Origin of the sequence: Duganella sp. FT27W, from assembly GCF_009295655.1 — a bacterium.
GTDB classification, from domain to species: Bacteria; Pseudomonadota; Gammaproteobacteria; order Burkholderiales; family Burkholderiaceae_D; genus Rugamonas; species Rugamonas zoogloeoides.
The window spans coordinates 1,062,256-1,087,477 of sequence record NZ_WHIV01000003.1 but is presented as its reverse complement, the minus strand read 5'-3'; the positions used below and the strand labels follow the sequence as shown (position 1 = coordinate 1,087,477).

Below are 25,222 nucleotides of genomic sequence, written 5' to 3'. Positions count from 1 at the left end.
CTTCAATCCTTGCTGCCACGGTCGTCGAGGTCCGTGTCCACGTTGCGGGCTTGCGCCTGTACCAGGCGGTAGTACGCGCCTTCCTTGGCCATCAGTTCATCATGGGCGCCTTCTTCCACCACCACGCCGCGATCCATCACCACCAGGCGGTCCGCTTTGGCCAGCGTGGACAGGCGGTGGGCAATCGCGATCGTGGTGCGGCCTTTGACGAGGTTTTCCAGCGCGCGCTGGATTTCTTTTTCGGTCTCCGAATCGACCGAGGCGGTAGCTTCGTCGAGGATCAGGATCTTCGGATCGATCAGCAGCGCACGCGCGATCGAGATGCGCTGGCGCTCGCCGCCGGACAGGCCCTGGCCGCGTTCACCGACCATCGAATCGTAGCCCTGCGGCAGGCGCAGGATGAATTCGTGGGCGTGTGCGGCGCGGGCGGCGGCCATGATCTCGGCGCGGGTGGCGTCCGGTTTGCCGTAGGCGAGGTTTTCGGCGATGGTGCCGAAGAACAGGAACGGCTCCTGCAGCACCAGGCCGATCTGGCGGCGGTAATCGGAAATCGCCAGCGAGCGGATATCGACGCCGTCGAGCATGATGGCGCCTTCGGCCACGTCATAAAAGCGGCAGATCAGGTTCACCAGCGTCGATTTGCCCGAACCCGAATGGCCGACCAGGCCCACCATTTCGCCGGCCTTGATATCGAGGTTGATGCCGCGATTGACCGCGCGGTTACCGTAGCGGAAGCCCACGTCGCGCAAGGTGATATTGCCTTCCACCTTGGCCAGCTTGACCGGGTTGACCGGATCGGGCACCGACGACACGTGGTCGAGGATATCGAAAATACGCTTGGCAGCCGACGCCGATTTTTGCGTGACCGACACGATGCGGCTCATTGAATCAAGGCGGCCGTAGAAGCGGCTCGAGTACGCGATAAACGCGGACAGCACACCGACCGTGATATTGCCCTTCGAGACCTGGTAGATACCGAACACCCAGATCACCAGCAGTCCCAGTTCGGTCAGGAACGACACAGTGGGCGAGAACAGCGACCAGATTTTATTCAGTTTGTCGTTGACTGCCAGGTTGTGCTTGTTGGCGGTGCGGAAGCGCGCCGCTTCGCGCGTCTCCTGGGCGAACGCTTTGACGACGCGGATACCGGGAATGGTATCGGCCAGCACGTTGGTCACTTCGCCCCACACGCGGTCGATCTTTTCAAAACCAGTGCGCAGGCGGTCGCGCACCAGGTGGATCAGCCAGGCGATGAACGGCAGCGGCGCCAGCGCGAAGATGGCGAGATACGGATCGATCGAGAACAGGATCACGCCGGTCATGATGATCATCAGGCAGTCGGACGCGAAGTCGAGCAAATGCAGCGACAGGAACACGCAAATGCGGTCGCTCTCGCTGCCGATGCGCGACATCAGGTCACCGGTGCGCTTGCCGCCGAAGTATTCGAGCGAGAGGCGCAGCAGGTGGTCATAAGTCTCGGTACGCAGGTCGGCGCCGATGCGCTCGGAGACCAGTGCCAGCACATAGGTCTTGGCCCAGCCGAAAATCCACGCCAGCACCGCCGCGCCCACCAGGCCGGACATGTACAGCGCCACCAGGCTCGAATCGACCGGCGTGCCGTTCTGGTACGGGATCAGCACCTTGTCCATCAGCGGAATGGTCAGATACGGCGGGATCATGTGGGCGCCGGTGGATAGCAGCATCAGCAGGAAGCCCAGGCCCAGTTGCAGTTTATAGGGGCGGGCAAAGCGCCACAGGCGGAACAGGGTCCAGGTGGACGGCGGCGTGTACACCACCTTGGTGCAGACCGGGCATTCTTCCTGGTCCGGTTCCAGCGGCGCCTTGCAGCTGGGGCAGACGTTGGTGTCGTCGCTGATGACCGGCTCGCCGCTGGAGTGGCTGTCGCGCTGGGCGGCAAAGTGCTCGACCAGGCGGATTGCCTGCAGGTTCTGGCCCAGCGTAAAACGCCAGGCAGCCAGGCGGCCGCGCGCGGACACCAGTTCCAGGTGGCCCACGCCAGCGTGATCGTGGTGTTCCAGCGACAGATCGAACGAGAACGGCCATGCCTGCCATTGCTCCTGGCCCGGCGCGCGCGCCAGCAGGCGGGTGTTGGTAATCACGACTACACCCTTGGCGAAACGAAGTTGCTGATCCAGGTCAACCTCCAGGGCACTTACAACGTTTTCCCCTTGGGAAAGTTGTGCCTGTATATCGGAACGCCAGCGGTCGGGCAGCTCGCCGCCGACGCTCGATATGGTGGAAAGTTGTTGGCTTGTCATTGTGTGGCGTACTCCGGATTCGGGAAAAAAGCGTTGTGTGCTTGGGTGCGTGGTTAAGTGCTTACTTACATGGCAGCGACAGTGCAGGAATTCAATCGTGCATTGTCTCTGGTAAAAGTAATGAATTACGGTATTCTGTCGCTAATAAATTGACAGAAGTTAAGTCAGTACTGACTTATTTGTTGTAGCGGCAAGTATAACGCACGGACAAAAACGCTGGTACTGCTTGATGAACTTGATCAGGACATGGGTGATGCCAAATGTGATTTGGCGACAGCGATATTACAGGGTTTAAAATACGGCGCGCGGCCACGGCCCGAGCCGATAACGAAGTTATAAAGTTCGAAACATGATCAAGAAGAAAAGCATAGAAATCCTCCGCGTCACCCATTTGCGCGGCCCCAATATCTGGACCTATCGCCCGGTGATCGAGGCGTGGCTGGACATTGGCGAGCTGGAACAATACCCGTCCAACCTGCTGCCGGGCCTGTACGAGCGCCTGACCACGATCCTGCCGGGCCTGCTCGAGCACCGCTGCGGCGTGGGCGAGGTGGGCGGCTTCCTCGAGCGCCTGCGCGACGGCACCTACGCCGGCCACGTGCTCGAGCACGTGGTGCTGGAACTGCAAAACCTGGCCGGCATGAAAACCGGCTTCGGCAAAACCCGCCAGATCGGCACGGACACCGGCTACTACAAGATGGCGTTCCGCACCCGCCAGGAACAGGTCGGCCGCGCCGCCCTGGCCGCCGGCCGCGACCTGCTGATGGCAATGATCGAGGATCAGCCGTACGACCTGGCCGCCACCGTGGCCGAACTGACCGACCTGGTCGAAACGCTGTGCCTGGGCCCGAGCACCGGCAACATCGTCGATGCCGCCACCGACCGCGCGATTCCGTCGATCCGCCTCACCGACGGCAACCTGGTGCAACTGGGCCACGGCGCCGCCCAGCGCCGCATCTGGACCGCCGAAACCGAGCAGACCAGCGCGATTGCCGAAGGCATCGCCAGCGACAAGGATTTGACCAAGTCGCTGCTGTCGTCGTGCGGCGTGCCGGTGCCCGAAGGTGAGCTGGTGACCAGCGCTGAAGCTGCGTGGGAAACCGCGCAGGACATCGGCCTGCCGGTCGTGGTCAAGCCGTACAACGGCAACCATGGCCGTGGCGTGTCGCTGAATCTGATGACCGAAGCCGACATCACCGCCGCCTATGCGCTGGCCTCCGACGAAGGCTACAGCTCGAGCGTGATCGTCGAGCGCTTCATCGTCGGTAACGAACACCGCCTGCTGGTCGTCGGCAAGCGCATGATCGCCGCCGCCGCCGGCGAAGCCTTGTGGATCACCGGCGACGGCGTCCACACCATCCAGCAGCTGGTCGATCTGCACATTAATATCGATCCGCGCCGTGGCGAGGAAGAAGATTTTCCCCTCAGCCTGATCAAGCCGGCGGAAGCCGGCGAAACCATCCTGGAACTCAAGCGCCAGGGCATGGACGCGTTTTCCGTGCCGCTGGACGGCCAGAAGGTGCTGATCCAGGCCAACGGCAACGTCACCACCGACGTCACCGACAAGGTGCACCCGGAAGTCGCCGCCATGGCCACGCTGGCCGCGCGCGTGGTGGGCCTGGACATTGCCGGTATCGACCTGGTGGCGTCCGACATTACCCGTCCGCTGCACGAGCAGGGCGGCGCCATCATTGAAGTGAACGCCAGCCCCGGCTTGCTGATGCACCTGAAACCCGAACACGGCGAGCCGCGCAACGTCGGCGCCGCCATCGTCGGCCAGCTTTTCAAAGAGGAAGAGACGGGCCGCATCCCGGTGGTGGGCATCACCGGCAAGCATGGCACTACCATGGCCGCGCGCCTGATCGCCTGGCTGCTGCAAGTGGGCGGCAAAAAGGTCGGCGTCAGCTGCGCCGACGGCCTGTACGTGAACAGCCGCCTGCTGTCGCGCGATGGCCTGTCCGACTGGGAAACCGGCGAGCGCCTGCTGCTCAACAAGAACGTGGAAGCGGCGGTGTTCGAATCGAGCGCGCGCATGATCCTCACCGAAGGCCTGGCCTACGACAAGTGCACGGTGGGCGTGGTGACCGATGTCGCCGGCCTGGAAGACGTGGCCGAGTTCCATATCGACACCGACGACAAACTGTATAACGTGCTGCGCACCCAGGTGGACGTGGTGCTGGCCAGCGGCGCCGCCGTGCTCAACGCCGCCGATCCGCAAGTGGTGGAGATGGCAGATTTGTGCGACGGCGAAGTGATTTTCTACGGCGTTGACGAGCACCTGCCGGCTATCGTCCAGCACCGCCAGGACAGCGCGCGCGTGGTCTTCCAGCGCACCCAGGGCGACCAGCGCACCATCGTGCTGGGTCAGGGCTACGTGGACATGGTCAGCCTGCCGCTGTCGCCCCTGGTGCCGCCCGAGGCCGTGCTGGCCGCGATTGCCGCCGGCTGGGCACTGGGCCTGACGCCGGAACTGATCGCCGCCGGTTTGCGCACCTTCGATGCGAATCCGAAGCGCATCCATCACTGATACGAAAGAACAAGCAGATTTATGGAAGTCATCCGCACCCGCGCCCTTCGTGGCCCGAATCTCTGGAGCCACCACACCGCCATGGAAGTGGTTGTATCGTGCCCGCCCGACCAGCGCGCCATCGCGCAATTGCCCGGTTTCGAGCAGCGCCTGCACGCTCGCTTCCCGGCGGTCGGCGCCTTGCACGCCACCGGTGAAACCATCTCGCTGGCCAATGTGCTCGAAGCCGCTGCCCTGAGCCTGCAGGCGCAAGCCGGCTGCCCGGTCACCTTCAGCCGCACCACCGTCACGCCGGAAGAAGGCGTGTACCAGACCGTGGTGGAATACTCGGAAGAAGCCGTCGGCCGCCTGGCCGTCACCATGGCCGAGAACCTGATCAACGCCGCGCTGAACGACACCGCCTTCGACCTCGACGCCGCCTTGAGCGAACTGCGCGACCTCGACGAAGACGTGCGCCTGGGCCCGAGCACCGGTTCCATCGTCAACGCCGCGCTGGCGCGCGACATCCCGATCCGCCGCCTGACCGAAGGCAGCATGGTGATGTTCGGCTGGGGTTCGAAGCAGCGCCGCATCCAGGCTGCCGAAATGGACACCACCAGCGCCATCGGCGAATCGATCGCCCAGGACAAGGAACTGACCAAGAAGCTGCTGCACGCGGCCGGCGTGCCGGTCCCGTACGGCCGCACCGTGGAAGACGAGGCGGACGCCTGGCAAGCCGCGCAGGACATCGGCATGCCGGTCGTGGTCAAGCCGAAGGACGGCAACCAGGGCAAGGGCGTGACGGTCAACGTCAATTCGAAAGAGCACCTGGAACAGGCGTTCCGCACCGCCAAGGAATTCCGCGACGACGTGATGGTCGAGCGCTATTTGCCCGGACACGATTTCCGCCTGCTCGTCATCGGCAACAAGCTGATCGCCGCTGCCCGTCGCGATCCGCCGCAAGTGGTTGGCGACGGCGTGCACACGGTGCGCCAGCTGGTGGACCTGGTCAATGCCGACCCGCGCCGTGGCAGCGGCCACTCGACGTCGCTCACCAAGATCCGGTTCGACGACATCGCCCTGGCGCGCCTGGCGCTGCAAGACCTGGAAGCGGACTCCGTGCCAGGCAAAGGTCAGCGCGTGATCCTGCGTAACAATGCCAACCTGTCCACCGGCGGCACCGCCACCGACGTGACCGACGACGTGCACCCGGAAGTGGCGGCGCGCGCGGTGGAAGCGGCGCAGATGATCGGCCTCGATATCTGCGGCGTGGACGTGGTGTGCGAAGGCGTGCTCGAACCGTTCGACGACCGACGCGGCGGCGTGGTGGAAGTCAACGCCGCCCCCGGCCTGCGCATGCACATCGCGCCGTCGTACGGCAAGGGCCGCGCCGTGGGCGAGGCCATCGTCAACACCATGTTCGCGCCGGGAGAAAACGGCCGCATCCCGGTCGTTGCCGTCACCGGCACCAACGGCAAGACCACCACCGTGCGCCTGATCGCGCACCTGCTCACGGCCAGCGGCCTGCGCACCGGCATGACCAACACCGACGGCGTGTACATCGAAGGCCGCCAGACCGACAGCGGCGACTGCAGCGGCCCGCGCAGCGCCCGCAACGTGCTGCTGCACCCGGACGTGGACGCGGCGGTATTCGAAAGCGCCCGGGGCGGCATCCTGCGCGAAGGCCTGGCCTTCGACCGCTGCCAGGTTGCGGTAGTGACCAACATCGGCGCCGGCGACCACCTGGGCCTGAACTACATCACCACCGTGGAAGACCTGGCGGTCTTGAAGCGCGTGATCGTGCAGAACGTCGCGGCAGACGGCTACGCGGTGCTGAACGCGGTCGATCCGATTGTCGCCGCCATGGCCGCCAACTGCAAGGGCAAGATCATCTACTTCGGCGCGGACGCCGGCCATCCCGTCATCGCCACCCACCTGGCGCAGGGCTGCCGCACCGTGTACGTCGCGGACGGCCACCTGGTGGCTGCCGAAGGCAAGCAGCAGGTACGGATTCCGCTGTCGGAAGTGCCGATCACCCGCAACGGCGCCATCGGCTTCCAGGTCGAGAACGTGATGGCGTCGGTCGCTGCCGCGTGGGGCGTGGGTATCAGCTGGGAGTCGATCCGCCTGGGCCTGAAAACCTTCGCCAACGATTCCGACAATGCGCCGGGCCGTTTCAACGTGTTCGACTACAAGGGCGCGACCGTGATCGCCGACTACGGCCACAATCCGGACGCCATCCTGGCGCTGGTGCAGGCCGTGGAAACCATGCCGGCCAAGCGCCGTGGCGTGGTGATCTCGGGCGCCGGCGATCGCCGCGATGAAGACATCCGCCAGCAGACCGAAATCCTCGGCCGCGCGTTCGACGACGTGCTGCTGTACGAAGACGCGTGCCAGCGCGGCCGCGTCGATGGCGAAGTGGTGGCGCTGCTGCGCTCCGGCCTGCAGGGCGCGCCGCGCACGTCGCACGTGCAGGAGATTTACGGCGAGTTCCTGGCCATCGATACGGCGCTGGGTCGCTTGCAGGAAGGGGACTTGTGCCTGATCCTGATCGACCAGGTGGAAGACGCGCTGGCGCATATCCGCAAGCGTATCGCCGAAGTCTGATCGTCGGAGCAAGCAATGAAACCGGGGCGCGTCCCCGGTTTTTTATTGTCGGTAGCTATTGGCGTTACCTATGAAAGCCATAGATATTTATAGTTTTTATATATCTTACCCAGCGTTTAAAATAGCCTCAGTCTATTAAACAACGAGGAGCCATAGCATGAGCCAGCCACCAATCACCACCGCCTCCGGCATCCCGGTTGCCGACAACCAGAATTCGCTGTCTGCCGGCCCGCGCGGCCCGCTGCTGCTGCAAGACTTCCACCTGCTCGAGAAACTCCAGCACTTCAACCGCGAGCGCATTCCGGAGCGCGTGGTCCATGCCAAGGGTTCGGGCGCTTACGGCACCTTCACTGTCACCCACGACATCACCCGGTTCACCAAGGCCAAACTGTTTGCCGGCATCGGCAAGCAGACCGAGACCTTCGTGCGCTTCTCCACCGTGGGCGGCGAAAAGGGCAGTGCCGATACCGAACGCGATCCGCGCGGCTTCGCCATGCGCTTCTACACGGAGGACGGCAACTGGGACCTGGTCGGTAACAACACGCCAATGTTCTTCATCAAGGACGGCATCAAGTTCCCCGACTTTATTCATACCCAGAAGCGCGATCCGCAAACCAACCTGAAGTCGCCGACCATGATGTTCGATTTCTGGAGCAAGACGCCGGAAAGCCTGCACCAGGTGACGATGCTGTTCTCGGATCGCGGCACGCCGGACGGCTACCGCCACATGGACGGTTTCGGCAGCCACACCTTCAGCCTGATCAACGAGGCGGGTGAGCGCGTGTACTGCAAGTGGCACCTGAAGACGCAGCAGGGCATCAAGAATTTGCCGGCTGCCGTGGCCACCCGCATCGCCGGCGAAGATCCCGATTATGCACAGCGCGACCTGTTCGGCGCGATTGCGGCCGGCGACTTCCCGCGCTGGGACGTGCGCCTGCAAGTGGCCACCGAGGCGGAGCTGGCGGCATGGGAGCAGCGCACCGGCTGGAACCCGTTCGACCTGACCAAGGTGTGGCCGCATGCGGACTTCCCGCTGATTCCTGTCGGCGTGTTCGAACTCAATCGCAATCCCGTCAACTACCACGCCGAGGTGGAGCAGGCCGCATTGTCGCCATCGAACGTGGTGCCGGGCCTGGGCTACTCGCCGGACAAGATGCTGCAGGCGCGCCTGTTCGCCTACCACGACGCCCAGCTGTACCGCGTGGGTGTGAATCACCAGCACCTGCCGGTGAACGCGCCACGCTGCCCGTTCCACAACCAGCAGCGCGACGGCGCCATGGCGATCGCCAACGGCGGCGCGGCGCAGAACTACCAGCCGGTCGATAGCAACGGCAGCAACCCGCAAGGCATGGGCCACGGCGAACCGGGGCTGGCGCTGCACGGCGCGGCAGGGCGCTACGACGGTCGTGGCAAGGAAGACGATTACACGCAAGCGGGTAACCTGTTCCGCCTGCTGCCGGCGCAAGAGCAGCAGAACCTGTTCGACAATATCGCCGGTCCGTTGTCGCAGGTGAGCGCCGAGATCATCGCCCGTCAATTGAGCCACTTCGACCAGGCCGATCCGGCTTACGGCGCCGGCGTGCGCGCCGCGCTCAAGGTGCGTGGTGTGGAAGTCGCTTAACTGCACTACAATCTCCACGTTGCCACCAACGTGGAGTGTCGTTTGAACCGCACCCCCGCATCCGTTTCAAACTCTGCCCAGCTTGGCCAGGTCGTCCTGGTCCTGCAGGGCGGCGGCGCTTTGGGCGCTTACCAGCTGGGCGTCTATCAAGCCATGCACGAGGCGGGGCTGGAACCCGACTGGGTGATCGGCACGTCGATCGGCGCCATCAACGGCGCCATCATCGCCGGCAATCCACCGGAGCGGCGCCTCGAGCGCCTGCGCCAGTTCTGGCAACGCATGGAGCGCAATGCGCTCGGCGTGACGTCCCTGCCGCGCAGCGTGGCCAATGCCCTCACGGTGGGGCAGGGCATTCCCGCCTTTTTCGAGCCCAACCTGTCGGCCTGGTGGAATCCGGACGCGAAAGTCGGCGTGGAACACGCGTCGTTCTACCAGACCGCGCCGCTGCGCGCCACGCTCGAGCAACTGATCGACTACGACTACCTCAATCATCAGCAACCGCGCTTCACGGTCGGCGCGGTCAACGCCCGCACCGGCGCCATGCGCTACTTCGACAGCAGCCGCGACGTGCTCACCGCCGACCACGTGATGGCCTCGGGCGCGTTGCCGCCGGCCTTTCCCGCCGTGCGCATCGATGGCGAACCGTACTGGGATGGCGGCATCTATTCCAACACGCCGATCGAAGCGGTGCTCGACGACGAGCCGCGCCGCAGTTCGGTGATCTTCTCGGTGCAGGTGTGGAACCCGGACGGTACCGAGCCGCAAAGCATCCTCGACGTGCTCGACAAGCAGAAGGAGATCCAGTACGCGAGCCGCTCCAGCAATATCGAGCAGCAGCGCAAGCTGCACCGGTTGCGTCACGTGATTCGCGAACTGAGCCTGCACCTGCCGCCCGACGTGGCTGAACTGCCCGAAGTGCGCGACCTGTCGTGCTGGGGCTGCGGCACCACCATGCACGTGCTGTCGCTGGTAGCGCCGCGCATCGGCGGCGAGGACCATACCAAGGATATCGATTTTTCCTCGAGCGGCATCAACGCGCGCTGGCAGGCCGGCTATGAAGAGGCGCAGCGCATGATCGCCCTGAGGCCGTGGGAATCGAAGGTGGATCTGATCGAAGGCGTGGCGCTGCACACGCTGCCACCATTGCCACCGGCTTAGCCCGCAGCGGCCCCCAGCACTTCCTCGCACACGTCGAGCCACGCGCGCGCCGCGTGCGACAGGTAGCCGCCTTGCCACACGTGGGCCGGCTGCCATGGCAGCGCCGGTTCCACCAGCCGTACCGCATCCAGCGGTCCGGACGCCAGCCGGCCGATGAACGGTTCCGGCAGCAGCGCCACGCCCATGCCGGCTGACGCCATTGCGACCAGCCAGTCCCATTGCCCGCTTTGCGCCGCCACCTGCGGCTCAAATCCGGCTGCGCCGAACGCCGCGCGCAGGCTGCGCGTGAGCGCGAAGTCGTCGGTGAGCATCACCAGCGGCAATCCGTCCAGCGCCTTGAACGGCAACGTGGCGCGGCCCTTGCGGAACGTGCCTTGCGCGGCCAGCGCCCACAACGGGTAGCTGGCGATGGTGGCCGTTTGCAGTGCCAGAGCCGGGTCGGCCGGCAGCACGGTCAGGCCGATTTCCACTTCGCCGTTGGCGACCTTGCGTTCGATGGCCTGGCCCGTGTCTTCCAGCAGCGTGAGGGCGATTTGCGGATGGCGTTCGCGGAATGCCTTCAACACGGGCGTAAACAGCAGGTTGATCATGGGCGGGATGCCGACCGTGAGCTGGCCGCGTTCCACGGTTTGCGTGTCGTGCACTTCCTGCGCCAGGCGCCGCATCGAGGCCAGCATGTCTTCGCCGCGCGCGTACACCACGCGGCCGATGTCGGTCAGCGCCAGTTTGCGGCCGTCGCGTATCAACAACTGCGCGCCGGCTTCCTGTTCCAGCTGGCGCACCATCTTGCTGATGGTGGACTGGGTGACGTGCAGCGACTCCGCCGCCTGGGTAAAACTGTTGAGGCGCACGGTTTCGACGAAATAGCGCAGCGAGCGGAGGTCCATGAATAAAGCGACTGGTGAGCAGGAATTTAAGTCATAAAGCGACTGACTCGGCAATTCTATACTGAAACTCTATAAGAAGATCGAGGAGCACACCATGTATGAAGACCGCATTCGCCTTGCAACGCTGATGGACAAGGTGATGACCGCCGACCGCGCCGCCGCGCTGTTCAGGGACGGCATGACCGTCGGCATGAGCGGTTTTACCCGCGCTGGCGACGCCAAAGCGCTGCCGCTGGCGCTGGTCGAGCGCGCGCGCCGGGCGCCCTTGCACCTGACCCTGCTCACCGGCGCCTCGCTTGGCAACGACAGCGACGGCCTGATGGCCAATGCCGGCGTGGTCGCACGGCGCATGCCGTTCCAGGCCGACGCCGCGCTGCGCCGCAAGATCAACACGGGCGAGGTGATGTTCATCGACCAGCACCTGTCCGAGACCGCCGAGCAGCTGCGCTCGGGCGATCTGAAAGCCGTCGATATCGCCGTGATCGAAGCGGTGGCCATCACCGAAGACGGCAGCATCATCCCCACCATGTCGGTCGGGAACACGGCCAGCTTCGCCCAGCAGGCGGCGCAGGTGATCATCGAGATCAACCTGGCCGCGCCGCTGGCGCTGGAAGGCTTTCATGACATCTACGTGCCGCAGGCACGGCCCGAACGCGCTCCGATTCCGTTGACGTCGCCGCTGCAGCGCATCGGCGCCACCGCGATCGCCATCGACCCCGCGCGCATTGCCGCCATCGTCATCACCGACAGCGCCGACAGCCCGTCCAACGCGCTGCCGCCCGATACCGAGACCGACGCCATTGCGCGCCACGTGGTGACGTTCCTGGAGGGCGAAGTGGCGGCAGGGCGCATGGGACCGCAACTGCTGCCGCTGCAGGCCGGTATCGGCACGATTGCCAACGCCGTGCTGCATGGCCTGTCCGCCTCGTCGTTCCGCGACATGACCATGTATTCGGAGGTGCTGCAGGACAGCGCCATCGCGCTGCTCGACTCGGGCCACCTGGCCGTGGCCTCGGCCTCGTCGATCACCCTGACGGCCGCCACCCACGAGCGCTTCATCGCCAACCTGGAGCAGTACCGCGACCGCATCGTGCTGCGCCCGCAGGAGATCAGCAACCACCCGGAAATCGTGCGCCGGCTCGGCATCATCGCGCTCAACACGGCGCTGGAGTTCGACATCTACGGCAATGTCAACTCCACCCACGTGGGCGGCACGCACATGATGAACGGGATCGGCGGCTCGGGCGACTTCGCCCGCAATGGCCAGCTGTCGATTTTCGTCAGCAAGTCGGTGGCCAAGGACGGCGCCATTTCGAGCGTGGTGCCGTTTGCCGCGCACGTGGACCACACCGAGCACGATGTCGATGTGCTGGTGACCGAATGGGGCCTGGCCGACTTGCGTGGCCTGGCCCCGCGCGAGCGCGCGCCGCTGATCATCGAGCAGTGCGGCCACCCCGACTATCGGCCGCAGTTGCGCGCGTATGTAGAACAGGCGCTGGCCGGCGGCGGCCAGACGCCGCACGTGCTGGAACAGGCGCTGGCATGGCATGCCCGCTATAAACGCGAAGGGACCATGCTGGTAAAATAGCGCGATCGATAATCATCTATTGGATCGACATGACCATCAAAATCAGCCAGAATTTCGACTCCGGCGCCATCGAAGTCGTGCGCGCGGAGACCGCCGACGCCATCGACCTCAAGCTGCGCAAGGACTCGCACGCGGACATCCATCAATGGTTCCACTTCCGCCTGCAAGGCGCGGCGGGGCAGGCGGTGCGCATGCGCTTCCTGAACGCCGGTGAAGCCACCTACGCCAAGGGCTACGAGAACTACAACGCCGTGGCCAGCTACGATGGCGAAACCTGGTTCCGCGTGCCCACCACGTTTGACGGCGCGGTCATGACCATCAAGCACACGCCCGATACCGACAGCATCTACTACGCCTACTTCGAGCCATACTCGTTCGAGCGTCACCTGCGCCTGCTGGGCGAGGTGGGCGAACACCCGCTGGCCAAGGTACAAGACCTGGGCAGCACGGTCGATGGCCGCGACATGAACCTGGTGGTGATCGGCCAGCCCGATGCGCCGAAAAAAATCTGGTTTATCGCGCGCCAGCACCCGGGCGAATCGATGGCCGAATGGTTCGTCGAAGGCCTGATCGACTCGCTGCTCGACGACGCCAATCCGATCGCGCGCAAGCTGCTGCAAAGCTGCGTGTTCTACATCGTGCCGAACATGAATCCGGACGGCTCGGTACGCGGCAACCTGCGCACCAACGCGGCCGGCGCCAACCTCAATCGCGAGTGGATGACGCCAACCGTGGAGCGCAGCCCCGAAGTGCTGGTCGTAAAACAGAAGATGCACGAGACGGGCATCGACATGTTCTTCGACATCCACGGCGACGAGGCGCTGCCGTACAACTTCGTGGCCGGTAACGAGATGCTGGAAAACTTCAGCGACGAACGCCGCGCCAAGCAGCAAGCCTTCATCGATCGCTATAAAAACGCCAGCCCGGACTTCCAGGACAAGTTCGGCTACGCGGCCAGCAAGTACAAGGAAGACATGCTCACGCTGGCCTCCAAGTACGTGGGCCACCACTTCGGCTGCCTGGCGCTTACGCTGGAAATGCCGTTCAAGGACAACGCCGATCTGCCCGACGTGCGCGTGGGCTGGAATGGCGCACGCTCCGCTGCGCTCGGCGCCGCCATCCTGCAACCGATCCTGCTGTCGCTGGACGACTACTGATCATGGGCGTCGAAATCGAGCGCAAGTTCCTGGTGCAGGGCGACGCCTGGAAGACGCTGGGCGAACCGGTATTCTTCCGCCAAGGCTACCTGTCGTCGCAGAAGGAGCGCACGGTGCGAGTACGCATCGAGGGCGACCGCGCGGTGATCACCATCAAGGGCAAGAGCGTGGGCGCTGTGCGCGGCGAATGGGAGTATCCGATTCCCGTGCAGGACGCGGCGGAACTGCTCGACGGCCTGTGCGAGCAGCCGCTGATCGAAAAGTACCGGCGCAAGATCACCAATGGCGCGCACGTGTGGGAAGTCGATGAGTTCCTCGGTGCGAATGCGGGGCTGGTGGTGGCCGAGATCGAGCTTGGTGCCGAGGATGAGGTGTTCGACAAACCCGAGTGGGTTGCGGACGAGGTGACCGACGATGCGCGGTACTACAACTCCAACCTGATCAGGCACCCGTTCTCGAACTGGTAAGGCAGAAAAAAAGGCCCCGACGATGATCGGGGCCTTTTTTTATCAGTGGAAGTGCTCGGTGCCGCTAGGCGTATCTTCCGGCATTTCGGCATGCGCCAATTCTCCGACCGGATCGGCAAACAGCGGCGCGCCGCAGTCGTCGCAGAACTCCACCACGTAACGCTCGGCATGGCGCTTGATCTGGGTGATGCCCGCCTCGTTCAGGTGGTTGACGATGTCGTCCATCGGCGTGACCGGCTTTTGCGTGGCCGGCAAAATCGCGGCCGGGCCTTCCGGTGGCGTGCCTTCTTCGTCTTCCTGGCCATACAGCGGCCACACCACGCCGTAGATCACGTCCGGCGACGAACGGCGCGTGAACGCCACGCGGTATTCGTCGATCTGGCCTTCGCCATTTTCTTCGCCAAAACCGGCGATCACGGCGCGCAGTTCCGACGGTTCGATCGACAGCGTGTGCGTCAGATAATGCACGGCAGCGCGGATCGAGACCGGGCGGATTTGCTTGTCCGCTTCGCGGCAGGCCATGTAATACGCTTCGGGCAGCAGCAGTTCCACGCCGCAGCCGGGCAGCAGGCGGTTGACGGTAGGCGTGGCCTGGGCGCGCCATTGTTCGAGCACGTTGGCGCGCTCGGTGGCGAAGTTGGCCTGGTGCGCCGGCATCTGCCAGCGGAACAGCGGGGCGCCGGCCGGCGCCACCACGGCCACCATCAGGTAGCGGGTGTCGGCCAGGAATGGCGCGGTTTCCGGCACCTTGGTGTCGGCCTTGAGCACGGTGCCCTTGAGGGCGGCCTGCGCCAGCTTGTGCACCTTGCCCCAGGTTTCCACGTGGCTGCGCGGCAGCTGGTCGATCGAGAACAGCGTGGGCGACATGGCCATCTGCGTGCCATCGGCCAGCAGGTGGGCCGAGAAGTGGGCCGACAGCGTATTCAAAATATCGGCCGGAATCGGGCCCGAGGCGATGGCAAAGCGGGTCCAGGCCAGGATCGGCGCGGCTACCAGCAGCACGTCGTAGGGCTTGGAGACGCCGTCGGCGGTTTCCAGAACGATGGAGCTCGATTCGCTGGCCGCTTCCACGCCGTCCATCAGGACGTCGTAGGCGTTGAGGTCTTCGCGGAACAGGGCGTTGAGGGTGGCGTCGATGGTGTCCTGGTGGCCGGTCTTGAGCAGCTTTTGCAGCTGCGCATCGAGGCTGCGCTCCCAGGCCCGCTCTTCGAGGCGGCTGGCAGCTTGCCCGACTGCCTGCGCATGGCTGACCAGGCGCTGGCTCTCGGCGGACAATTTTTGGGATGAATCTTTAGATGGACGACGCATAGCGCTATAAAGGTCTCAGGTAAGGGAAAGCAGATAAAAAAACGGATCGGTCATGCAGATCATAACCCTTATGCACCATATTGTAGATGAAACCCGCAAAACAAGGTCGCCGATGGTGCAGCCATAAAAAAAGCGCCGGACGAGTCCGGCGCTTTCCAATCACGAGGTTGTTTAAAAATGATCGCAGCGAGGCGCAGCGCCGCAGACAGTGCGCCTACACGGCAAGGCGCTGCAACGACGCTGCGATCTTTTTTTAAACGACCGTTACGCGGCCAGCAGCTGGCGCAGCACGAACGGCAGGATGCCGCCATGCTTGTAGTAGTCGACTTCGATCGGGGTATCGATACGCAGCAGCACTTTTACTTCGGTGCTCGAACCGTCGGCGCGGTGGATCACCAGGGTGGCGGTTTGCTGCGGCTTGATGTCGCCTTCGAGGCCTTTCAGGTCGTAGGTTTCCTTGCCGGTGATGCCCAGGGTTTCGACGCTGTCGTTGCCGAGGAATTGCAGCGGCAGCACGCCCATGCCCACCAGGTTCGAGCGGTGGATACGCTCGAACGAGCGCACGATCACGGCCTTGACGCCCAGCAGCTGGGTGCCCTTGGCCGCCCAGTCGCGCGACGAGCCGGTGCCGTATTCTTCGCCGCCGAAGATCATGGTTGGCGTGCCTTCGGCCACGTACTTCATGGCGGCGTCGTAGATCGACAGCTGTTCGCCCGATGGCTGGTGGATCGTGATGCCGCCTTCGACTGCCGAACCGTCCGGCTTGGCCGGGATCATGCGGTTCTTGATACGCACGTTGGCGAACGTACCGCGCATCATGATCTCGTGGTTGCCGCGGCGCGAGCCGTACGAGTTGAAGTCGGCTTTCAGTACGCCGTTGGCCAGCAGCCATTTACCGGCAGGACCGTCTTCCTTGATCGAACCGGCCGGCGAGATGTGGTCGGTGGTGATCGAGTCGCCGAACACGCCCAGCGCGCGCGCGTTGGTGATGCCCGCTTCGGTGACCACCGGCTCCATCGTGAAGCCGTCGAAGAACGGCGGCTCGGCGATGTAGGTCGATTCCGGCCAGTTGTACACCTGGCCTTCGGTGGTGGACACGTGTTCCCACAGCTTGCCCGGGTTGCCCTTGACGTCGGCGTAGTTGGTCTTGAACACTTTCGAGTTCATCGCGAACTTCATCAGCTTGGCGATCTCCTGCGAGGTCGGCCAGATGTCGCCCAGGTACACGTCGCGGCCGTCCTTGCCCTTGCCGACCGGCTGGGTCATCAGGTCCACGGTCATGTTGCCGGCGATAGCGTAGGCGACCACCAGCGGTGGCGAAGCGAGGAAGTTCGAACGGATGTTCGGGTGGATCCGCGCTTCGAAGTTGCGGTTACCGGACAGCACGGCCGAGGCGACGATGTCGTTCTGGGTGATGGCGGCGTTCAGTTCGGCGGTCAGGTCGCCGGCGTTACCGATACAGGTGGTGCAACCGTACGCAGTCACGCCGAAGCCCAGTTGCTCCAGGTACGGCAGCAGGCCGGCAGCGGTCAGGTACTCGGTGACCACGCGCGAGCCGGGGGCCAGCGACGACTTGATGTGCGGGGCCACGGTCAACCCGGCTTCCACGGCTTTTTTCGCCAGCAGGCCGGCGGCCAGCAGCACGCTCGGGTTCGAGGTGTTGGTGCACGAGGTGATTGCCGCGATCAGCACGTCGCCGTTTTTCACGTGCACGCCGTCGGTCGTAGTGTAGGTTTTTTGCAGGTCGTCCGGGTTCTTGTTGAAGCCGTTTTCGGTGGTGGGCTTGGAGAACAGCTCGGTGAAGTTGGCCTTGACGTTGCCGATTTCGATACGGTCCTGTGGACGCTTCGGACCGGCCAGCGAAGGCGTCACGGTGGTCAGGTTCAGCTCGACCACGCGGGTGTAGTCGATGTCGCCGGCTTTCGAGACGCCGTACATGCCCTGCGCCTTGAAGTAGGCGGCAAACGCGTCGATCTCGGCCTTGGTGCGGCCCGTGCCTTCGAAGTATTCGATGGTGGCGTCGTCAACCGGGAAGAAGCCCATGGTGGCGCCGTATTCCGGCGCCATGTTGGCAATGGTGGCGCGGTCGGTGACCGACAGCGTCTCGGTGCCTTCGCCGAAGAACTCGACGAACTTGCCCACGACTTTCTCTTTGCGCAGCAGTTCGGTGATGGTCAGCACCAGGTCGGTGGCGGTGCAGCCTTCGCGCAGCACGCCGGTCAGGTTGACGCCGATGACGTCCGGGGTCAGGAAGTAGACCGGCTGGCCGAGCATGCCCGCTTCGGCCTCGATGCCGCCCACGCCCCAGCCGACTACGCCGATACCGTTGATCATGGTGGTGTGCGAGTCGGTGCCGACCAGCGAATCAGGGTAGTACACGCCTTCGTTGTCCTTGTGGACGCCGCGCGCCAGGTATTCCAGGTTGACCTGGTGGACGATGCCGAAGCCCGGTGGCACCACGCCGAAGGTGTCGAACGCCTGCATGCCCCATTTCATGAACTGGTAGCGCTCGTTATTGCGCGAGAATTCCAGCTTCATGTTCAGGTCCAGCGCGCCCGGCTCGCGGAAGTGGTCGATGGTGACCGAGTGATCGACCACCAGGTCCACCGGCACCAGCGGCTCGATTTTCTTGGCGTTGATGCCCATCTTGTAGGCGACGTTGCGCATCGCGGCCAGGTCGGCCAGCAGCGGCACGCCGGTAAAGTCCTGCAGCACCACGCGGGCCACGACGAATGGAATTTCGTCGGTGCGCTCGGCGGTGGCGCCCCAGTTGGCCAGTTGCTTGACGTGTTCTTCGGTGACTTTTTTACCGTCGCAGTTGCGCAGCACGGACTCCAGCACCACGCGGATCGATACCGGCAGGCGGGAGATTTTGGTGCCCAGGCTCTTCTCCAGTGCGGGCAGCGAGTAGAACTTCGCCTTCTTGCCCGAAATGTTGAATTCCTTGAGCGTGTTCAAAGTGTTACGGGACATGACATCTCCTTCAGTGGGTATCGTCAAATGATGAACTAAATCGGTGCCGACCGTGCGCAAGCGTGCGCGGCCGGCCAAAACGCGTTACTGGACTGCAGTTGCTGGTGCTTCCGGCGCCTTTTCCGTGATGGCGACCGGCTGCAATTGTTCGGGGTTGCGGCACTCGTTGGCCAGCTGGCGATTGAGTTTCGAATCAAGCAGCATGCTCTTGGCCGGAATGCCGATCCAGATCAGGCCATACAGCTTGTTCTCGAAGCGCTGGGCGCCGGTGGTGGTGCCCACGCGCGTCAGGCGGTGCAGGCGCTTTTTCCAGCGCAGCGCGATGTGTTCGTCGTCGCCCACGTTCTGGTAGATCGCGACCTTGTTGCCCAGTTCGCAGTCGAATTCGGTGACGCTCGAATCGGTGATGACCGGCTCGTCTTCTTCCGGGTTCGGTTCTTTCGGCACGACCGGCTTTTCCACGGCCTTCTTGGCTTTGGCGGTGGCTTTCTTGACGGGTTTCTTGGCAGCCGGCTTGGTTTCGACGGCAGCAGCTGCCGGCGCGGTCGCCAGGCTCAGCGAGCCGAGGGCGAGTCCGCAGGCCAGCAGGATTTTGGAGATGGACATCAGTTTGGTTCCAGAGGGTGAACGGGAGTAGGCAGCATCAATGCGGCAGCCGACTCGGGCAGGGTAAGCCCCGCGAGTCTGGCGCGCTGCAAGATGGTCCAATAATATCGGTAGCTGGCGCGGTCGTGCAAGCGCCCATTTTGGGAGATGGGGCCCCATTGGACGTTCGCTGCTTCGTGCAGGATGGCAGCGGCCTCGTTCACCTCGGACAGGCGCGGCGTAAAGGTCTTGACGATGGGCTTGATCTGGCCAGGGTGGATGCTCCACATGCGCGTGTAGCCGAATTCGGCGGCAGCGCGCTGGGCGTCGTTGGCGGCCACGGCCGGATCCTTGATCTCGGTGGTGACGTTATGCGACGGCACCTTGCCGTGGGCGTGGCAGGCCGCTGCCATCTCGAGCTTGGCGCGCACCACCAGCGGGTGCGTAAACTGGCCCGGTGTGCGCATGGCCGCGCCGGGAATCGCGCCATAGTGGCTCGAGACAAAATCCATGATGCCGAATGACAGGCACTGGACCTGGGGCAGGGCGGCGATGTCGTAGGCGTCGCGCAGGGCGCCGTGGGTTTCGATCAGCACGTGTACCGGAAGGTCGCTGCGGCCGGCCTTGCCGGCATGGCCGTTGATGAAGGCGATCGCTTCTATCACTTCGGCCACGCTGTTGACCTTGGGCAGGGCGATGTAGGCCAGCGCTTCGGCGCCGGCGCCGCCGGCGATGATCTCCACGTCGCGGGCAAAGTGCGGGCTGTGCACATCGTGGATGCGGGCGCCGATGCGGTGGTGGCGGTTGTCGCTGGACGCCAGCAGTTCGGCCACCAGGTGGGCGTGCGCCTCCTCGTTGCCGGCGCTGGCGCCGTCTTCGCAGTCGAGCGTGATGTCGAAGACGGGACCAAGTTCTTGTTGCAGGACGATCGATTTGCGCATCAGCTTTTCGGAGCCGGCGTAGTGGTCGCAAGCTGGCAGCAAGAGCGGCTGGCGATTACCCTGGAATAAAACCTCGGATGGATGCATGCAGGAAATGGATGTAGTGGTGGGAGGGGAGAGAGTACCAGGAGCGGAAACGCAAACCGCGCTGCTCCTGGCAGCGCGGTGCTTGCTGCGGATCGGTGTATTAACCGGTTCCACGAGCATTCATGAAGAGCAAACCGATTATGGCAGCAGGTGCTTGACGCCTTCGCGCTCTTCGGTCAGTTCTTTCAGGGTCAGGTTGATGCGCTCTTGCGAGAATTCATCGATTTCCAGGCCTTGAACGATGGTGTATTCGCCGTTTTCGGTCGTGACCGGGAAGCCGAACACGGTGCCTTCAGGGATGCCGTACGAACCGTCCGATGGCACGCCCATGGTGGTCCACTTGCCGTTGGTGCCCAGCATCCAGTCGTGGATGTGGTCGATGGCGGCGTTGGCTGCCGAGGCTGCCGACGACAGGCCGCGTGCTTCGATGATGGCCGCGCCGCGCTTGCCGACGGTTGGCAGGAAGGTGTTGGCGTTCCATTCCTGGTCGTTGATCAGGTCCTTGACTGCTTTGCCGCCGGTGGTGGCGAAGCGGTAGTCGGCGTACATGGTTGGCGAGTGGTTGCCCCACACGGTCAGCTTCTCGATGTCCTTGACGGCGGTGCCGGTCTTGGCAGCAACTTGCGACAGCGCGCGGTTGTGGTCCAGGCGCAGCATGGCGGTGAAGTTTTTCGCTGGCAGCGATGGTGCCGATTTCATGGCGATGTAAGCGTTGGTGTTGGCTGGGTTGCCTACGACCAGTACTTTGACGTTGCGCGAAGCGACGGCGTCGAGCGCCTTGCCTTGCACGGTGAAGATCTGCGCATTGGCTTCGAGCAGGTCTTTACGCTCCATGCCAGGACCGCGTGGACGGGCGCCAACCAGCACGGCGACGTCAACATCCTTGAAGGCGGTCAGTGGATCGGAGTGGGCGGTCATCTCGGTCAGCAGCGGGAACGCGCAGTCGTCGATTTCCATCATCACGCCCTTCAGCGCTTTCTGGGCTTTTTCGTCGGCGATTTCCAGCAGTTGCAGGATGACTGGCTGGTCTTTGCCCAGCATGTCGCCGTTAGCGATACGGAACAGCAGAGCGTAACCGATTTGACCGGCTGCACCGGTAACAGCAACACGCATTGGGGTTTTTGCCATGATGAATCTCCAAAGTAGGTATAGAACAGAGTCGAACACAGTCCAACATCATACTGCAATTTTGAGCACTCGCTACGCAGCGCATGGCCGGGGAGTGTAGGCCTGTGTCCGGCTTCTGTCAATTGTATCTTATGTCTTATATAAGACATAGAAGTTAGGGAGGTTTTTGCTGGACGCCAAGGGGTATTTGTGGTGAAATCTCGGTCTATGAATCCCGTCCCGCCCAATTCGAACAGCAACAGCCCAGCATCAGGTGCCGGTGGCGCTGCCGGTTCGTCCACGGCAGCGACGGGGGTGCCAGCGACCTCGCCGACGACCTCGCCGACGTTCTCCCCACTGTATCAGCAAATCAAGGCGCTGATCACGCAAAGCCTGCAAAGCGGCGAGTGGAAACCGGGCGAGCTGATACCTAGCGAGGTCGAGCTGGCCAACCGCTTCAAGGTCAGCCAGGGCACGGTGCGCAAGGCCATCGACGAGCTGGCCGCTGAAAACCTGGTGATGCGCAAGCAGGGCAAGGGCACGTTCGTGTCCACCCACCACGAAGCGCGCGCGCATTTCCGCTTCTTGCGCCTGATGCCCGACGAGGGCGTTCCCCATTACCCTGAAAGTAAGTTCATCGAAGTCAAGCGCCTGCGCGCGCCCGCCGATGTGGCGCGCCTGCTCGACCTCAAATCCGGCGATGCCGTGGTGTTCATCAAGCGCGTGCAGTCGTTCGACGGCGTGCCTACCATCGTCGAGGAACTGTGGCTGCCCGGCGCCACCTTCAAGGGGCTCACCGCCGAGCGGCTGGTCGAGTACAAGGGGCCGATGTACGGCCTGTTCGAGTCCGAATTCGGCACCCGCATGATACGGGCGACCGAAAAAATCCGCGCGGTGTGTGCCGACGATGGCGCCGCCGCCTTGCTGCAGATCGCCGCGAACACGCCGCTGCTGGCGTCGGAGCGGGTGTCGTTCACCTACGGCGACAAGCCGGTGGAATTGCGCCGCGGCTTGTATCTGACCGAGCAGCATCATTATCACAACGAATTAAGTTAAGCGGGAGCCTGTTGCGGGAGCGCGCAGGGTCCGGGCGGTGAACCGTCCTTGAACCGAACTCATGGAGTGGAGCAGGAGACTCTTGCAGTGCACAAAAACTGCAAGAGGCGCACAATGTCGGGGCTGTCACACGCTGGTAGCATTGTTGCGCTGATAATACGTTGAGCTACGGAAAGTGGCCGTTGGAGTGTGTTGCAAAACACTATTTTGGTTATATGTAACAATAGATATTGGTTGTATGAGGGTAAATAGGCGAAAATCGATGTTTCATCCGATTTCACCCAATTTTTGTCAAAGTTTAGGAGGTCTTGTTATGTCAGAAGCCGTACGGGTCGCACCCAAAAAAGAACGGCCGGAGTTCCGTAATATCCACGTTACCGAACTTATGAATTACCGTCAGCCGCTGGCTGCCATCGTGTCGATTTTGCACCGCATCAGCGGCGTTCTGATCTTCGCCTTGCTGCCTTTCGTACTCTACCTGCTGCAAGAGAGCCTGCGCTCCGAGATCTCCTTCGCGCACTACCAGGGCTTCGTCACCTACCCGCTGGTCAAGCTGTTCATCCTCGCCCTGGTCTGGGCCATTCTGCACCACATGTTCGCTGGCGTACGCCACCTGGTGATGGACCTGCATGTCGGTCTGGACAAGGATTCGGCCCGTAAATCGTCGGCTGCCGTGCTGGCGCTGAGCCTGACCCTGACCGTGCTGGTGGCACTGAAACTGTTTGGAGTGTTCTGAGATGGCAAATAACGTCAACAACAACGTCGGCCCGAAACGCCTGGTCGTCGGCGCCCATTACGGCATGCGCGACTGGCTGGCACAACGCGTGACCGCCGTCGTCATGGTGGCCTACACCGCCACGCTCTTGATCACCTTCCTGACCGGCCAGAACTTCACGTACGAAGGCTGGGCTGGCATGTTCTCGCAACAGTGGTTCAAGCTGATTTCCGCTGTCACCCTGTTCGCACTGTTCTACCACGCCTGGGTAGGCATGCGCGACGTGTGGATGGACTACGTTAAACCGGTCGGCCTTCGCCTGACCCTGCAAGCAGCCACCATCCTGTGGCTGATCGCATGTGCCGCCTGGTCGGTACAGATAATCTGGAGTGTGTAATCGTGGCAGCAATCAAATCTGCAATCCCTACCCGCCGCTTTGACGCGGTAATCGTTGGCGCCGGCGGTTCCGGCATGCGCGCATCCCTGCAGCTGGCTGAAGCCGGTCTGAACGTGGCGGTGCTGTCGAAAGTTTTCCCGACCCGTTCGCACACCGTTGCTGCCCAGGGCGGCATCGGCGCGTCGCTCGGCAACATGGCCGAAGACAGCTGGTTCTGGCACATGTTCGACACCGTCAAAGGTGGCGACTACCTGGGCGACCAGGATGCGATCGAATTCATGTGCCGCGAAGCACCGAAGGTCGTGTACGAACTGGAACACTTCGGCATGCCGTTCGACCGTAATCCAGACGGCACGATTTACCAGCGTCCGTTCGGCGGCCACACCGCCAACTTCGGCGAAAAAGCCGTGCAGCGCGCTTGCGCCGCGGCCGACCGTACCGGTCACGCCCTGCTGCACACGCTGTACCAGCGTAACGTCCGTGCCCGTACACACTTCTTCGTCGAATGGATGGCGCTGGACCTGGTGCGCGACGCCGAAGGCGACGTGGTTGGCGTGGTTGCGCTGGAAATGGAAACCGGCGACGTCATGATCCTGGAAGCGAAAACCACGATGTTTGCCACCGGTGGCGCCGGCCGTATCTTCGCCGCCTCGACCAACGCGTTCATCAATACCGGCGACGGCATGGGCATGGCGGCACGCGCCGGCCTGCCGCTGCAAGACATGGAATTCTGGCAGTTCCACCCGACCGGCGTGGCCGGCGCGGGCGTCTTGATTACCGAAGGTGTGCGCGGTGAAGGCGGTATCCTGATCAACTCCGAAGGCGAACGTTTCATGGAGCGTTATGCTCCAACGCTGAAAGACCTGGCGCCACGCGACTTCGTCTCGCGTTCGATGGACCAGGAAATCAAGGAAGGCCGCGGCTGCGGTCCGAACAAGGACCACGTGATGCTGGACCTGCGCCACATCGGCAAGGACACCATCGAGAAGCGCCTGCCATCGATCCTGGAAATCGGCCACAAGTTCGCCAACGTCGATGCGACCAAGGAACCGATCCCGGTCGTGCCAACCATTCACTACCAGATGGGCGGTATTCCGACCAACATCCACGGTCAAGTGGTGGTGCCTGGCGCCGACGGCAGCCAGAAGATCGTCAACGGCCTGTACGCCATCGGCGAATGCGCCTGCGTCTCGGTGCACGGCGCCAACCGCCTGGGCACCAACTCGCTGCTCGACCTGGTGGTGTTCGGCCGCGCGGCCGGCAACCACGTGGTGGCCTCGAACCTCAAGCAAAAAGAGAACAAGCCGCTGCCGAAAGACGCGTCTGACTTTGCCATGAACCGCCTGAACAAGCTGGAAACGTCCACCGGTTCGGAAAAAGTGCAGGGCGTCGCCAACGACATCCGCGCCACGATGCAGAAGTACTGCGGCGTGTTCCGTACCGACGAGATGCTGAACCAGGGCGTCAAGGAAATCATGGTACTGGACGAGCGTCGCAAGCACGTCTCGTTCAAGGACAAGTCGAAAGTGTTCAACACCGCGCGCGTTGAAGCGCTGGAACTGGACAACCTGATCGAAACCGCGAAAGCGACCATCGTCTCGGCAGCGGCGCGCAAGGAATCGCGCGGCGCCCACGCCCAGGACGATTACCCGCACCGCGACGACGACAACTGGATGAAGCACACCCTCTGGTTCTCGGAAGGCAACCGCCTGGATTACAAGGCAGTCGTGACCAAGCCACTGACGGTCGGCACCTTCAAACCGAAACCACGTACTTTCTAAGG

General features: G+C 63.2%; 18 protein-coding genes. 11 read left to right on the top strand and 7 right to left on the bottom strand.

What is annotated here, in order from left to right:
* Nucleotides 1-2 precede the first annotated feature (2 nt).
* Complete coding sequence (locus F8197_RS16655) at nt 3-2,279, bottom strand: ABC transporter ATP-binding protein (RefSeq protein WP_152882767.1); 2,277 nt, start codon at nt 2,277-2,279, stop codon at nt 3-5.
* 349 nt (nt 2,280-2,628) lie between these two features.
* On the opposite strand from F8197_RS16655, the gene cphA (F8197_RS16650) reads away from it, so the two are divergent.
* The 4 genes from cphA (F8197_RS16650) to F8197_RS16635 all read left to right on the top strand — a co-directional run bounded on the left by cphA (F8197_RS16650) (nt 2,629) and on the right by F8197_RS16635 (nt 10,171).
* Entirely contained in the window at nt 2,629-4,806 is a 2,178-nt protein-coding gene (cphA, locus tag F8197_RS16650) for a cyanophycin synthetase (RefSeq protein WP_152882766.1), read from the top strand.
* 21 nt (nt 4,807-4,827) lie between these two features.
* Complete coding sequence (gene cphA, locus F8197_RS16645; protein WP_152882765.1) at nt 4,828-7,392, top strand: cyanophycin synthetase; 2,565 nt, start codon at nt 4,828-4,830, stop codon at nt 7,390-7,392.
* A 157-nt stretch (nt 7,393-7,549) separates the two neighbouring features.
* Nucleotides 7,550-9,013 (top strand): catalase, encoded by a 1,464-nt coding sequence (locus F8197_RS16640; RefSeq protein WP_152882764.1) that lies wholly within the window; start codon nt 7,550-7,552, stop codon nt 9,011-9,013.
* A gap of 42 nt (nt 9,014-9,055) precedes the next feature.
* Nucleotides 9,056-10,171 (top strand): patatin-like phospholipase family protein, encoded by a 1,116-nt coding sequence (locus F8197_RS16635; RefSeq protein ID WP_152882763.1) that lies wholly within the window; start codon nt 9,056-9,058, stop codon nt 10,169-10,171.
* Here the strand turns inward: F8197_RS16635 and F8197_RS16630 are convergent.
* On the bottom strand, nt 10,168-11,058 hold the full coding sequence (locus F8197_RS16630) for a LysR substrate-binding domain-containing protein (protein WP_152882762.1): 891 nt from the start codon (nt 11,056-11,058) through the stop codon (nt 10,168-10,170). The two genes, F8197_RS16635 and F8197_RS16630, sit on opposite strands and share 4 nt — an antisense overlap.
* Before the next feature lie 94 nt (nt 11,059-11,152).
* Here F8197_RS16630 and F8197_RS16625 point away from each other — a divergent pair, with 94 nt between their 5' ends.
* From F8197_RS16625 to F8197_RS16615, 3 genes are read left to right on the top strand one after another with little or no spacing between them, the layout of a single operon-like run.
* Nucleotides 11,153-12,646: an acetyl-CoA hydrolase/transferase family protein gene (locus F8197_RS16625; RefSeq protein WP_152882761.1), complete on the top strand. Its 1,494-nt coding sequence runs from the start codon at nt 11,153-11,155 to the stop codon at nt 12,644-12,646.
* 29 nt (nt 12,647-12,675) lie between these two features.
* Nucleotides 12,676-13,803 carry a M14-type cytosolic carboxypeptidase gene (locus F8197_RS16620; RefSeq protein ID WP_056143278.1) on the top strand — a complete coding sequence of 376 codons (1,128 nt, stop codon included), beginning with the start codon at nt 12,676-12,678 and terminating at the stop codon, nt 13,801-13,803.
* Between the two features lie 2 nt (nt 13,804-13,805).
* Nucleotides 13,806-14,270: a CYTH domain-containing protein gene (locus tag F8197_RS16615; protein WP_152882760.1), complete on the top strand. Its 465-nt coding sequence runs from the start codon at nt 13,806-13,808 to the stop codon at nt 14,268-14,270.
* Between the two features lie 42 nt (nt 14,271-14,312).
* Here F8197_RS16615 and F8197_RS16610 read toward each other — a convergent pair whose 3' ends face one another.
* The 5 genes from F8197_RS16610 to F8197_RS16590 form a co-directional block, all read right to left on the bottom strand.
* Nucleotides 14,313-15,578 (bottom strand): DUF2863 family protein, encoded by a 1,266-nt coding sequence (locus F8197_RS16610; RefSeq protein ID WP_152882759.1) that lies wholly within the window; start codon nt 15,576-15,578, stop codon nt 14,313-14,315.
* Nucleotides 15,579-15,842: 264 nt separating this feature from the next.
* Complete coding sequence (acnA, locus tag F8197_RS16605; RefSeq protein WP_056143291.1) at nt 15,843-18,551, bottom strand: aconitate hydratase AcnA; 2,709 nt, start codon at nt 18,549-18,551, stop codon at nt 15,843-15,845.
* A gap of 84 nt (nt 18,552-18,635) precedes the next feature.
* Nucleotides 18,636-19,157 (bottom strand): hypothetical protein, encoded by a 522-nt coding sequence (locus F8197_RS16600; RefSeq protein ID WP_152882758.1) that lies wholly within the window; start codon nt 19,155-19,157, stop codon nt 18,636-18,638.
* Nucleotides 19,157-20,164, bottom strand: coding sequence for a CoA ester lyase (locus tag F8197_RS16595; RefSeq protein ID WP_152882757.1), 1,008 nt, complete (start codon nt 20,162-20,164; stop codon nt 19,157-19,159). The genes F8197_RS16600 and F8197_RS16595 overlap by 1 nt, the downstream gene beginning before the upstream one ends.
* Before the next feature lie 138 nt (nt 20,165-20,302).
* Nucleotides 20,303-21,292 (bottom strand): malate dehydrogenase, encoded by a 990-nt coding sequence (locus tag F8197_RS16590; protein WP_026637038.1) that lies wholly within the window; start codon nt 21,290-21,292, stop codon nt 20,303-20,305.
* 207 nt (nt 21,293-21,499) lie between these two features.
* Between F8197_RS16590 and F8197_RS16585 the strand changes: the two genes are divergently transcribed.
* From F8197_RS16585 to sdhA, 4 genes are all read left to right on the top strand, one after another.
* Entirely contained in the window at nt 21,500-22,327 is an 828-nt protein-coding gene (locus tag F8197_RS16585) for a GntR family transcriptional regulator (protein WP_152882756.1), read from the top strand.
* A 313-nt stretch (nt 22,328-22,640) separates the two neighbouring features.
* Nucleotides 22,641-23,063, top strand: coding sequence for a succinate dehydrogenase, cytochrome b556 subunit (sdhC, locus tag F8197_RS16580; RefSeq protein WP_152882755.1), 423 nt, complete (start codon nt 22,641-22,643; stop codon nt 23,061-23,063).
* A gap of 1 nt (nt 23,064) precedes the next feature.
* Nucleotides 23,065-23,439: a succinate dehydrogenase, hydrophobic membrane anchor protein gene (gene sdhD, locus F8197_RS16575; protein ID WP_152882754.1), complete on the top strand. Its 375-nt coding sequence runs from the start codon at nt 23,065-23,067 to the stop codon at nt 23,437-23,439.
* A gap of 2 nt (nt 23,440-23,441) precedes the next feature.
* The gene (gene sdhA, locus F8197_RS16570) at nt 23,442-25,220 is read left to right on the top strand and encodes a succinate dehydrogenase flavoprotein subunit (protein ID WP_373996895.1); all 1,779 of its coding nucleotides are present in this window, start codon (nt 23,442-23,444) and stop codon (nt 25,218-25,220) included.
* The last annotated feature ends 2 nt before the right edge of the window (nt 25,221-25,222 follow it).

What these genes read in the sequence shown, in the direction of transcription:
- F8197_RS16655 (WP_152882767.1), bottom strand. Translation starts at nt 2,279, where the DNA reads ATGACAAGCCAACAACTTTCCACCATATCGAGCGTCGGCGGCGAGCTG.
- cphA (WP_152882766.1), top strand. Translation starts at nt 2,629, where the DNA reads ATGATCAAGAAGAAAAGCATAGAAATCCTCCGCGTCACCCATTTGCGC.
- cphA (WP_152882765.1), top strand. Translation starts at nt 4,828, where the DNA reads ATGGAAGTCATCCGCACCCGCGCCCTTCGTGGCCCGAATCTCTGGAGC.
- F8197_RS16640 (WP_152882764.1), top strand. Translation starts at nt 7,550, where the DNA reads ATGAGCCAGCCACCAATCACCACCGCCTCCGGCATCCCGGTTGCCGAC.
- F8197_RS16630 (WP_152882762.1), bottom strand. Translation starts at nt 11,058, where the DNA reads ATGGACCTCCGCTCGCTGCGCTATTTCGTCGAAACCGTGCGCCTCAAC.
- F8197_RS16625 (WP_152882761.1), top strand. Translation starts at nt 11,153, where the DNA reads ATGTATGAAGACCGCATTCGCCTTGCAACGCTGATGGACAAGGTGATG.
- F8197_RS16620 (WP_056143278.1), top strand. Translation starts at nt 12,676, where the DNA reads ATGACCATCAAAATCAGCCAGAATTTCGACTCCGGCGCCATCGAAGTC.
- F8197_RS16615 (WP_152882760.1), top strand. Translation starts at nt 13,806, where the DNA reads ATGGGCGTCGAAATCGAGCGCAAGTTCCTGGTGCAGGGCGACGCCTGG.
- F8197_RS16610 (WP_152882759.1), bottom strand. Translation starts at nt 15,578, where the DNA reads ATGCGTCGTCCATCTAAAGATTCATCCCAAAAATTGTCCGCCGAGAGC.
- acnA (WP_056143291.1), bottom strand. Translation starts at nt 18,551, where the DNA reads ATGTCCCGTAACACTTTGAACACGCTCAAGGAATTCAACATTTCGGGC.
- F8197_RS16600 (WP_152882758.1), bottom strand. Translation starts at nt 19,157, where the DNA reads ATGTCCATCTCCAAAATCCTGCTGGCCTGCGGACTCGCCCTCGGCTCG.
- F8197_RS16595 (WP_152882757.1), bottom strand. Translation starts at nt 20,164, where the DNA reads ATGCATCCATCCGAGGTTTTATTCCAGGGTAATCGCCAGCCGCTCTTG.
- F8197_RS16590 (WP_026637038.1), bottom strand. Translation starts at nt 21,292, where the DNA reads ATGGCAAAAACCCCAATGCGTGTTGCTGTTACCGGTGCAGCCGGTCAA.
- F8197_RS16585 (WP_152882756.1), top strand. Translation starts at nt 21,500, where the DNA reads ATGAATCCCGTCCCGCCCAATTCGAACAGCAACAGCCCAGCATCAGGT.
- sdhC (WP_152882755.1), top strand. Translation starts at nt 22,641, where the DNA reads ATGTCAGAAGCCGTACGGGTCGCACCCAAAAAAGAACGGCCGGAGTTC.
- sdhD (WP_152882754.1), top strand. Translation starts at nt 23,065, where the DNA reads ATGGCAAATAACGTCAACAACAACGTCGGCCCGAAACGCCTGGTCGTC.